Below are 11,612 nucleotides of genomic sequence, written 5' to 3'. Positions count from 1 at the left end.
ATACAGCTCGTCATTTTTCCTGTATAGATCCATACATAATTACCGTTACTTCAAATTCCGTTCCTCTATTCTCCGCATTTATTTCTCCATGGTAACATTCCACCGTCTGTTCTATTGATGACATTCCCAGACCATGCCAGTCCTTATTCTTTTTAGTGGTAAGATATTTCCCTGTGTTATCTGTCTGGCAGTCCGGCAGACAACTGTTTTTTATATGAATCTGAAGAACCTCTTTTACATATAGTACCTCAAGGTTAATGTACCGTTGGTCCTGCTGCAGCTTTTTGCAGGCTTCCAGTGCATTTTCAAGTAAATTCCCAATAATGATTGAAAGATGCCCATTGTGGAACGGTAGTGCAGAGGGAATGAATACTGTTGCATCAAATCGGATATTGTCTTTCAAGGCAAGGGCATATTTATGGTTTATCAGGGAATCGACCACGATATTTCCACTACGGGAGATTTCTTCCGTCCGGTCGCTGATGCCGTCATCAAGCATTGCTTGTATATAGTCTGACGCTTCTTCCATTTTTCCTGCCTGAACCATCCCTAAAAGCCCTGAAAGGTAGTTTTTCATATCATGGCGCATCTGACGTACCGTGCGGTAAAGGTGTTCTCTTTCTTCGGATTGGCGGCTGCACAGCTCCAACTGCTGTTCATAAAGACAGTTTTGTGCACGTATTCCCGCATCGCGCCCCATCCAGTCATATACCTCAAAAATAACATAGTTTACCAACAACAGCAAAAAGCTGGTAACGGATGAGAATACCGCATACTCTTCATATTCTGCTGCAATGAGAAATATATGGTGCATTATATAAATGCTGCTTACAGGGATTAAAAGAATTACAAAAAAATACTGCAGGGGAATTTCATAATGCGTCTTCCCTTTTGAATAACGGCCGATCAGCACAGACAAAAACAGCATACTCATTTTAGATATGAAGCTTCCAGCATTTTCAATGACGGACTCACTTGCACAGGATATTTCTAATGCCTTCAAAACTATAACTTCCACCAGCATCCACATGGTACATATCAAGATAGTAAATATGACACGGCTTTTCAGACTTTTTCTTCTGGTAATAGTACTAATTATGAATACTAATAAAATATTTCCTGCCAAAAGTAGGATTGAAGGGAAGTGCATTCCCGTACTTATTGCAACTAAAAAAACATAATAGACAACCCATCCGATACATCCTGCATATTTCTGGTTCCCTGGACCAAGGAAAATATTCATGTATTTTTGTATAATTAAAAGCTGCAGTATCGGTAAAAGCAGATTAGATACAAATACAAAATAATCCATTACTCAACGACCGCCTTTCCACCCGCAATCTCGCAAAGCTGTCTTCTTACTTCTTTCTGTCGGTCTTCGCTGATTTTCAATTCTATCTCTTTGCCCCCAATACTGACTGTTACATTAAAGAAATTCATTTTTTTTATGTAATCATAATTCACTAAAAAAGATTGATGTGTACGCAGAAAATACTGTCTACTGTTTGTCAGTTCCTTTTCCACATCATTCAGTTTTCCGTAAAAATGTTCAAAACTATTATCACGGAAATAAATATATACCATACGATTACGGCTTTCAAAATATACGATATCCTTTAAAGGAACTTTTTTAATTTCTTTATTAAATGTAAACTGATAAAAGACTTCTGTTTCTCCGATTCGCTGACAGGCTTCCCGAAAATAACGGCAAAATTTATTATCGTTTACTGGTTTTGAAAGGAAACGAAATGGTTCTACCTCAAACAGTTCTTTTAGATATTGATCGTATCCGGATATATATATCAGTAATACTGAACGGTCAATCTCCCGAATACATCGGGCTGCTGAAATACCATCTACCTGCTTCATTTCAATATCCAGAAAAATAAGGTTATAGCGTTCTCCGGACAAAATACTTTTCACAAGTGTATCACCATCGGAAAAGACATCCGTTTCTACCCGGATTCCCATATTTCGGCTTTCCTGAAGAACAAGTGTCTCAAAATCCCCAGTAAATTTCAAATCATCATCACATACAGCTATCCTCAGCATTTGTTTTCACTTCCTTTGTACACAGCTCAATTTCCTCTAATTGTGCCTGCTCTAAACGTTTTAAAACACATCTCAGCGTTTTTTGGTTTATGTCCGACAGATTACGGTAGCGAAGCACAATATCATAACATTGGTCCATTTCCTGATTCATACGGAATTGTCCGCTTAAATCCCGTTTTATATCGGATAATCCGAGAATATAGTCAGTGGTAACATTAAAATACTCTGCCATGCTGATAAGCAGGTCTGTGGAGATGAAACAGATGTCTTTTTCCATCTTGCTTACCGCCTGCTGGGTGGTGTTTATTACAGCCCCGAGGGCTTCCTGTGACATGTTGTGGCTCTTGCGCAGCTCACGGATACGGTTTTCAGTCATAATGGCAACATCCTTTCTAATTATCATTTTACATAATTATTGGGAGCTCTCTCACAACTATACAATGTAAACGAATTACAACATATTTCGTAAGTGGTAATTAATAAACATCATATTTATTTTATATGGCAGGTTAATTTTGAGAATAATATACCTTTTGTTACAATTAAAATAACGGATAAAAATTTGATAAACAGCAGTCCACTATTCCGTCAATTTCAAAGAAAAATCACATTTTTCAAAATCTTTGGTACAACGCGCTGCCCTAATATTACAGGGAATATCGTGGCAATTTATAAAAAATTTTTACCATATTTGCCTGAAAGGCATGGTGGGTTCTACCGCAGTAGTGATGAAAGGAAAAGCGAACGAGTCACCGTAAGGCTGCTCTACGCCATTGGTCTAATTGTTATCGATCATTATTTTCCTATAAACATGAAAAGGCGCATGGATTGCAATTTATTTCCATGCGCCTTTTTACTATTATTTTGATACTAAATTGTTTTCCGATTATACTAAATGCATAACCTCAGCTTTAAGTAAAACCGACAAAAAATATTTTTTTTAATTCTCTTCCATTGTTGAGTCAAGCACTTTACCCGGATTATTAGCCTGTAACAACAATTGTGCATCATTTAGAGAAATTACTTTGATTTCAGTTATTTCATGGTTATCGCCTCTGGAAACTGCAAGACATACACCATCTTCATCAGTTGAATAGACAATCGCTTTTTCACTGTCAATTAATATCTGTATCTTCTCACTATTATAATACCAACTATTATCTGATTTGTTATAGGCAATTCCATATGTCTCGTAATCCTTTAGCCACTCTTCACTATTCTGTGTTGTTTCATATTGTATAGTGCTTGGCAGTGCAGATGATGACATATTTGCAAATTTTGCATATTTTTTTGTGTGGCTATCATATGTTTCCTGAGAACACTCCTCAATACCTATAAGCTCTTTATTTTCATCACGTTTTGCTTCAATGTCTACTGTTCCTGTAAAAAAATTTGTGAAGCTTGCACCTGCTACTGGATCATTGAAAAATCGCACTACATTTTCGTTATAGGTATACCAACCGTTCTGTTCATCATAAATCAAGCCATACTGTTCATACACAGCATAGTCAACACTTTCCCCCGGCGTTTCCGCTGTTAAAGAGTCTTTTTCTGCCTTTGACATAACTGACGGTTCAGACACTAAAGCACTGTTCTGCTGATCAGTATTATTACTTGTTGCACATCCTGCCAAAGCACATACACAGATTAACCCTGAAGCAATTAAAATACCTTTAAGTTTAAAATTTTTCATTGAATATCTCTCCTTCCAAATTTTGATATTTATATTTTAACAAACGTATATGGTGTTTTATTGTGGAAATTGTATGTTTTATGTGTAGTTGCAAAAATTGAAGTGACAAACAAACTTTCTTAATTGACTTTTTTTTCAAAATTTATTGTAAAACATACACCCAACGCCGAATTCTCTATCTGGTACTTTGCTTGATGTTGTTCCAAAATCATTTTTACAATATATAGCCCCAATCCACTTCCCCCTGTCTGTCGATTACGTGACGGTTCCACACGATAGAAAGCATTAAAAATTTGAGGTATATCATTATCTGAAAGACTTACACCTGTATTCTCTATAACAAACTGTATATTTCCTTCTATATTGCAAGCTGAAACAAAAACCTCCTCTCCACATGGTGAATACTGGACTGCATTAGACACAAGATTATTTATAACTTTATTTAAAAGCATTCTATCACCAATAATCATTAATCCCTTTTGTATATCCTCGTGCCATCTCAACTGTTTTTTAATAATAATATCTTCAAATAAACTATACTCCTCTTTTATTATCTCTGATAAGTCAAAGTTTTCATAATGAAGGATAACTCCTGATGATTTAATACGAGAAATTGTTAAAATTTCTTGTACCATTCCTTCCATTGATTTTACCACTTCCAAAGAACGAGCAAGATATTTATCACGTTCTTTATATTTTCCAACATTAAGCAACATACCTTCAAGTTGCCCTTTAATAACTGTAATGGGTGTTTTTAATTCATGTGATACAGCAGAAAAAAAATCAAGTTGGTTTTGCTCTAACTTGCGTTCACGATTAATATCTTCTTTTAATTGACTGTTGGCTGTTTGTAAATCATGTAATGCCAATGATAATTTTTGTGACATTTCATTTAAACTATGTGCCAATATTCCTAATTCATCATTACGTTTTTCGTTACAACACCATGTAAAATCAAGCTCAGACATTCTCTTTGATACCTTACTAATTTCAATAACAGGTCTTGTAACATAGATAGAAAAAAATACTGCGTCTACAATTGAAATCAAGATAATTACAATCATCAATATTGGAGCTATACTATCGATTGTGTTTATTAACTGGTTGACTGGCTGTGAATCACCTGTCACACATAAAGTATAGATTATTTTAGAATCATTAAAAGCAAAAAGATAACTATGTGTTGCACGATAAGAAGCTTCATCGCTTTCATAAACTATAGCGTTACCATCAATAACACTCGGAAAAACCTGATTATACTGTGAAGGAACCGCAATCTCCTGATTATCCTCATCAAACAACTGTAAAATCACATCATTATTTAATAAAAACTCATCAAACAGAAATCCACTCTGTTTTCCTGACGTTCTCTCCAATTCAGATATTAAAATGTTTACGTTCTTATTCAGTTGCACATCCAAATCTGTACTATATGTTTTAGGAACTAACCACGCAATAAACCCATACGTAGCCGAGCTACAAATTATCATCAATAAACAGGTTATCGCAAAAATTTTAATAACCAAACTACATTTCCTTCTCAATTTTATATCCCACTCCTCTTATTGTTTCTATATAATCAATATTTAGTTTTTTACGAAGATTTTTTATATGTGTATCAACTACACGTTCATCTCCATAAAAATCATATTTCCATAATGTATTAAGAATGTACTGCCGAGAAAGAACCTTTCCTTGATGATAGAGTAATTCTCTAAGCACTTCAAATTCTCTTTGTGTTAAATCATATTCTACATTTTTGATATAAACCTTATAACCATCTAAATCCAAAATTAAATCCTTATAATGTATAGAAACATTATCGTCACTATTTCTATTAGAGCGGCGTAAAACGGCAGCTATTTTTCGTAGCAATATGGGCATAGAAAAGGGTTTTGTAATATAATCATCCGCTTGCAAATCCAATCCTTTTACCTGATCACTTTCACTATCTAAAGCAGTAAGCATAATAATCGGGATTTGTGATTGTTTGCGTATCAGTTCGCAGACACTATACCCTGTAATTTTGGGTAACATAATATCCAATAAAATCAAGTCATATGAATTTGTATTAAACATAGTAATCGCTTCTACGCCATCTACTGCAACATCAATCATATAACCTGCCTCTTTTAAAAACTCTTGTAATAATTCCTGAATATCCCTATCATCTTCAACAACTAAAATTTTTTGCATAAATATTACCTCCTTAAATATCATATCATACTTTTTTGTGTTCTGTGTGTTTTCACACAAAAATGAAATTGGTTAAATAATTATTTTATCTACCAACCGTTTACACCGTCTCACATAACGTTCTGATATTTCTACCAGTATACGTTTGATACGAGCCTGACTATTTTTTATACAAAAAAGGAGCTGTTCACAAGCAGTGCAACACCCCTTTAATTTTATTACAATTCCTTTATTACTTTATGAATTAATATCATACATATCTTTTTGACTAAAATACATTCTTTTATATTCCTCAGAATTTTCAATCAACTCTTCATGCGTTCCCATTGTTTCTATTCTGCCCTTCTTAAATAGAACTATTCTGTCACATAATTTTGCTACACTTAGGCGATGGGAAACAATTATCACCGTCATATCTTTTGGTATCTCCAACAATGTCGCATAAAACCAGTCCTCCTTTTTTGAATCTAAATATGAGGTCGGTTCATCCATAACAATTATTTTTTTATTTGTTTTTACCATAGCCCTCAATATAGCGATGAGCTGCCATTCACCTCCAGACAATTCAATACCACCTTCCTCAAGTTGCCCAAGAACTGTATTGATTCCATTTTTTAAATTACCTATAAAATATACCTGTTCTTCAATTTGCTTTTCCTCAAACAAAGATGACTGTTCTAAAAATATATTGTCTTTGATTGATAATTGCAATTTTAAGAAATCTTGAAATACCACAGAGCAGTTTCTTCTTATTTCATCATATACATTACATATTTCCTTTCCATCTATAAGTATATTTCCAGTATATGATGAAAAGCAACCAAGCAATAAATTTATAAAAGTTGTTTTTCCACTTCCATTTTCACCTATAATAACAATCTTCTCACCTTGCTTAATATGTAAATTAACCCCTTGCAATGCATATCTGTTTGTTCCGGGATATTTGAAGGATACATTTCTGAATGTTATAGAATAATTTTCTATAGTATCATTTGATTTTATTTCTTTCTCTTCAGGTAATTCCGAAAAACTATACCAATCTTCAATTATAAACCCACAATTCATTATCAAATAATAATTCTCGAATAATTCAAATATTTTATTTTCCAAATTCAAAGAAGCCGTAATAAGAACAACAATATCACCACAATTTGCTGTACCATAATAAGTGGGTTTGATACATAATATAATACATAATCCAGTAACAACAAATTTTAATATTGTTGTTGCTGATTTGAGCCATACTTCTTTGTTATATAACATTACGTATTCTTTAGTAATATCTGTTTTAAGATTTTCTATTCTATTCAACATATATGGAGTAGCATTAAATAACCTTATGTCTTTAGCATTTTTCCTATATTGTAATTGTTCTTCGTAATAAGATACTTGCCTTTTTTTCAAACTACACTTTTGTTTTATTTTATATTCCTTAATATTATATACTATATTAACAATTATATATGGAATATTTGCCAATATCATTGCTAATCCCAAATACAAATTTATCCTAGTGACAATTAGTACACAGCCAACACATTGTATTATTTGAGTAGCACCTCCTATTAAACCATCTATAATACTCAATACACTATTTACAAAACTCTCTTTTACTCTTTCCAAAAGATTATAAGTATTTTCTTTTTCAAATTCTTCTTCACATATTCGGTTTAACTTATTATGAACTGCTTTTATCAAAATATTGTTCAGCGTATATTCTAATTTTAATTTTTCATGCCCAATTAACAACATAGAGAAACCAGAAAGTAATTGCACGAACTCATATCCGAATACGACCCAAAAAATAGTGCTTGCAAATGCTACTTGATTAGATAGCATATTCAATAAATTTTTGTATAAAACTAATACAATAGGTTCAAAAATGGCACTTAATAAGACTGCTAAATAAAATAGTTTCACTTTAATCCAAGTTTTCTTATCCAATATTTTTTGAATTTCAAGAATGAACTGCACTGTTTTTTTCATAATAGCCTCCTACTAATACCACTTTCTTTGAGAATCATATAATTCGTAGAATTTACCTCTCCTATTCAATAATTGTTCCTGCGTCCCTTCCTCTACAATCTTCCCGTCATCCATAAATAAAATTCTATCCGCATAATTTGTAATTCCCACTCTATGAGTAATAATAATAACGGTTTTATCTTTTAATAATTTAAACGCTGTTTCAAATTGTCTCTTTTCTTCCAATGGGTCAAGTGAAGAAGTCGGCTCATCAAATATTACTACATCAGCCTTTTTATATAACGCTCTACATAATGCTATTTTCTGCCACTGTCCTAACGATAAATCTATACCGCCATATTCTTTAGATAACATTGTATCTAACCCTAGAGGAAAAATACCCAAATCTATAAACGATTGTTCTAACAGACTGTTCATCTTCTCTGTATTCTTTTCATTGAAAATATCACCCATATTTATATTAACCTTTAATAAATCTTGCAACCTTGCAAAATCCTGAAAAATTGCTGTCATATCTGCATTAACACTTACTTTTCCACTTGTTGGTTTGTATAGTCCAAGAATAATTCCTATAAGCGTACTCTTACCGGAACCATTAGAGCCAACCAGAGCAATCTTTTCACCTTGTTTTAATTCTAATGATAAATTATCTATATTGTTTTTATCAGCATATCGAAAACTGATATTTTCTAATCTCAAAAATCCTTCTTCTTTTTTCAGTTCGATATTTTTACTTCTATCCTCATGGAGTAACTCATATAAATTTTTTGCCTGATATTCTTGTTGCTTAAAAAATGAATAGCTTTTTATTATTTGTGAAACAGAACCTACAATTGTCGACTGCCCTGTTATCAGAGCAACAACATCCCCTAAAGAAAATCGACCAACAGAAAGTAAATAAACCGCCAAAATTACTACTCCAGTTTCTATCAAGTGAAGTATAAATGAAATCAAAAAATTAATCTTACTCCACTTTTCAGAGAATTTTCTATGTTCCATTTCAGTAGATTTAAAATACTTTTCTCGTTTATTTTCTAACCATGAAAATAATTTATTAATTCTAATTTCTTTTTCGTAAATCTTATTTTGTAATAATTCAGAAAAATAATTTTGTTTTCTTAAATTTACATCTTGTTCTTTGTGTATCCTAACTAAATCACTATTATACTTTTTTAAGGTGCAATTATTTATTAAACTCATAACTAAAAATAATAGCATAAACAAAAGGCTTATTCTTCCAATAATTATTGCCGAAAAAACAGTTTCTATAATTTCACATATTAATACAATCGCTATCCTATAAAAATTAAGACTTGAAGATTCAATAAAGCACCTAGCTCTTTGTAACTTCAATACGTATTCTGCATCATTTAACAACAATATATTTTTATTTGCAACACTATTATATAATCGTCTTAATAGATGTATTTCTACCAGATTACTATACTTTACAGTTATTACGTCTGCAAAATTATTCGCAATTTCTTTAATTATATAAACCAAAAAAAGAACTCCAACAGAAATCAATACTATTGTTATATCATTTGAAGCTATATATTGATAAACCAACAACACTAAAGGTTTCATAATGTTTTGAACTATAATTAGCAATGCCAAGATAACTGTATATTTGACTGATAATTTAGTAATTTCATTAAATAGCCATTTATAAATTCTCATAATTCTCCAATCTCCCTTAACTTTAATAAGGACTTTTCCATTGGAAAAGCCCTTATATTCAGGGAATTATGCCTAATCACTATACTAACGCTATATTATAAAATGTATAAAATTCCCTCGGAACGGCAAACTATATTTTACCAGCCAGAGTTGCAGTTAAATTTGTGTCCGCCTTTCGTACAGTCATAATTGTTGCAGTTAAAGTTACTTGATGTACACTTGAATGATCCACAACTTCTTGCAGATCCCTGTGCATCGACTTCGAGTTCATTCTTTGTTATTACAGGTTTTGTATATTCCATGTTTCTACCTCCATATGTTCTTTCTTTTGAATGCATTCGTACAGTGATTAAGCTCATCTTATAACCTTTATTATTTCAAATCAGAAAGCAATTGTTTTTTTCGCAAATAACAATTACCATCCGTTTCTTGTATTGAACCATTACTCACACATAAAGCAATGCATCCTCTTCCACAAGAAGATTTCCATACACATTTATCGCATCCATTCATATATTTCACACCGAGCCTGAAAAAATCAATTAATTCATTACATTGGTTCGATTTAAAAATATCCACAGTATTACTTTCCTTAATACTGCCTACAGCATACTTTTCGTCTGAAAACAACTGGCAAAAATGTACCAATCCATCTGCTGATATACGAGGAGTAATCGGTATCTCATCTGCCATACTATTCAAATATGGGCACCCAATTGTTGTACCCTCCGGGAACTTCACTTCCATCCCTGACTCTATGTAGCTTTTTACCCTGCTATCTTTTTTGTACATTTGAACTATCTTGTCACGTTCTATATCTGGCAAATATAGCTTTTCCAAATTATCTTTTGAACGTCCAAGAACGGTTAATATTGCTATGTCTATATGTGTAATTCCAATGTTTTTCATTAACGTCAAGAATTCAATCAAATCCTCTGAGTTAAATTTGGCCAGCATATATCTAACCAAAATCCTATTAATACCTGCAGCTTTTAATGTTTTCAATCCTGTGAGGGTTTTATCAAAATTTCCCTTTCCACACAGTTGATCATGTATATCGGCACAAGAACCATTTAAACTTACCTGCACTGATACGCCATATTTTTTTAATTTTTCAGCCACTTCTTTCGTTACTAAAGTCGCATTAGTTATAATCAAAATTTGACCAAATCCTTTCTGATAAAGAATTTCAATAAATTTCCATAAATCAGGATGCAATAATGGTTCTCCGCCAGATAAAGTTACGCTAACACCCGCAGGATTCTCAATATCTTTTATTATATTTTGAAATGACTCTACATCAATCCTATGCGTAGAAACTCCTGACTCATTATAACAATGTAAACATCTTAAATTACACTGGGATGTAAGTTCGATATACAGTCCTGTAATCTTAATCTGTTCAGATGCTTTTTTCATTTCCGCTTACACCTCCTTTATTTCTATCAAGTCATTATCTAAAAGCATTGATATTATCTCTCTACAATCTTCACTAATAACATCAATATCCAGAGATTCCTTGTTTACGCAAGCGTCAAATAGCAAGGTCGAGATTTCAGAAATCCTTCTTCCGTTACAGTTATCCCAAATAAACTTTGCAGTTTCATTCAGCCTAAAAATGCTTTTTTCATCCTTTCCCAAAATCACCTTTACTTTTTCTATATCATCTTCAAGGCAATTTTTTTTCATCACAACAACATCATCTTTAAGCATTTGATTTGTTCCTCCTTTGCTTCTTCATTTCAAATAAATAAGTACATTCGTTAATTATACGAATTTGCAGTTTTCCTCGATAATTACCTAACATACAAATTAATAACGAACCAAACTATTATTTGTCGAATATTTAAATATGATTATATGCCTTTAAATTTCTAACACTTTCTTTCCGTTGAAAAAGCAAATTTAAATGTAATTTTTCCCGAATATTGAAATTCTATAAATTTCATACTCTAAATAAATATTGATGTTTATTAATTACCACTTACGAAATATGTTGTAATTC

11 protein-coding genes are annotated in these 11,612 nt (G+C 32.3%); all 11 read right to left on the bottom strand.

The features are described from left to right. Positions 1 to 10: 10 nt before the first annotated feature. Complete coding sequence (locus tag DWX65_RS15445) at positions 11 to 814, bottom strand: sensor histidine kinase (RefSeq protein WP_242997891.1); 804 nt, start codon at positions 812 to 814, stop codon at positions 11 to 13. A 497-nt stretch (positions 815 to 1,311) separates the two neighbouring features. After that, complete coding sequence (locus DWX65_RS14485; RefSeq protein ID WP_118173727.1) at positions 1,312 to 2,052, bottom strand: LytR/AlgR family response regulator transcription factor; 741 nt, start codon at positions 2,050 to 2,052, stop codon at positions 1,312 to 1,314. Next, a complete protein-coding gene (locus DWX65_RS14480; RefSeq protein ID WP_242997890.1) occupies positions 2,030 to 2,455 on the bottom strand; it encodes a helix-turn-helix domain-containing protein in 426 nt (141 codons plus the stop codon). Before DWX65_RS14480 ends, DWX65_RS14485 begins: the two co-directional genes overlap by 23 nt. A 537-nt stretch (positions 2,456 to 2,992) precedes the next feature. Then, positions 2,993 to 3,745 carry a hypothetical protein gene (locus tag DWX65_RS14475; protein WP_118173725.1) on the bottom strand — a complete coding sequence of 251 codons (753 nt, stop codon included), beginning with the start codon at positions 3,743 to 3,745 and terminating at the stop codon, positions 2,993 to 2,995. A 119-nt stretch (positions 3,746 to 3,864) separates the two neighbouring features. Continuing rightward, complete coding sequence (locus tag DWX65_RS14470; RefSeq protein ID WP_118173724.1) at positions 3,865 to 5,271, bottom strand: HAMP domain-containing sensor histidine kinase; 1,407 nt, start codon at positions 5,269 to 5,271, stop codon at positions 3,865 to 3,867. Position 5,272: 1 nt separating this feature from the next. Continuing rightward, positions 5,273 to 5,941, bottom strand: a complete 669-nt coding sequence (locus DWX65_RS14465; protein WP_118173723.1) for a response regulator transcription factor — start codon at positions 5,939 to 5,941, stop codon at positions 5,273 to 5,275. A gap of 237 nt (positions 5,942 to 6,178) precedes the next feature. Then, positions 6,179 to 7,927, bottom strand: a complete 1,749-nt coding sequence (locus tag DWX65_RS14460) for an ABC transporter ATP-binding protein (protein WP_118173722.1) — start codon at positions 7,925 to 7,927, stop codon at positions 6,179 to 6,181. A gap of 12 nt (positions 7,928 to 7,939) precedes the next feature. After that, positions 7,940 to 9,607 (bottom strand): ATP-binding cassette domain-containing protein, encoded by a 1,668-nt coding sequence (locus DWX65_RS14455; protein WP_118173721.1) that lies wholly within the window; start codon positions 9,605 to 9,607, stop codon positions 7,940 to 7,942. 137 nt (positions 9,608 to 9,744) lie between these two features. Beyond that, positions 9,745 to 9,909, bottom strand: coding sequence for a hypothetical protein (locus tag DWX65_RS15065; protein WP_158564757.1), 165 nt, complete (start codon positions 9,907 to 9,909; stop codon positions 9,745 to 9,747). Between the two features lie 70 nt (positions 9,910 to 9,979). Next, the gene (locus DWX65_RS14450; RefSeq protein ID WP_118173720.1) at positions 9,980 to 11,026 is read right to left on the bottom strand and encodes a radical SAM protein; all 1,047 of its coding nucleotides are present in this window, start codon (positions 11,024 to 11,026) and stop codon (positions 9,980 to 9,982) included. Between the two features lie 6 nt (positions 11,027 to 11,032). Then, positions 11,033 to 11,320, bottom strand: coding sequence for a PqqD family protein (locus DWX65_RS14445; RefSeq protein ID WP_118173719.1), 288 nt, complete (start codon positions 11,318 to 11,320; stop codon positions 11,033 to 11,035). Between the last annotated feature and the right edge of the window lie 292 nt (positions 11,321 to 11,612).

Origin of the sequence: Roseburia sp. AF20-18LB, assembly GCF_003461185.1 — a bacterium.
Lineage (GTDB): Bacteria > Bacillota > Clostridia > Lachnospirales > Lachnospiraceae > Roseburia_C > Roseburia_C amylophila.
This window is presented reverse-complemented; position numbering and strand designations above follow the sequence as displayed.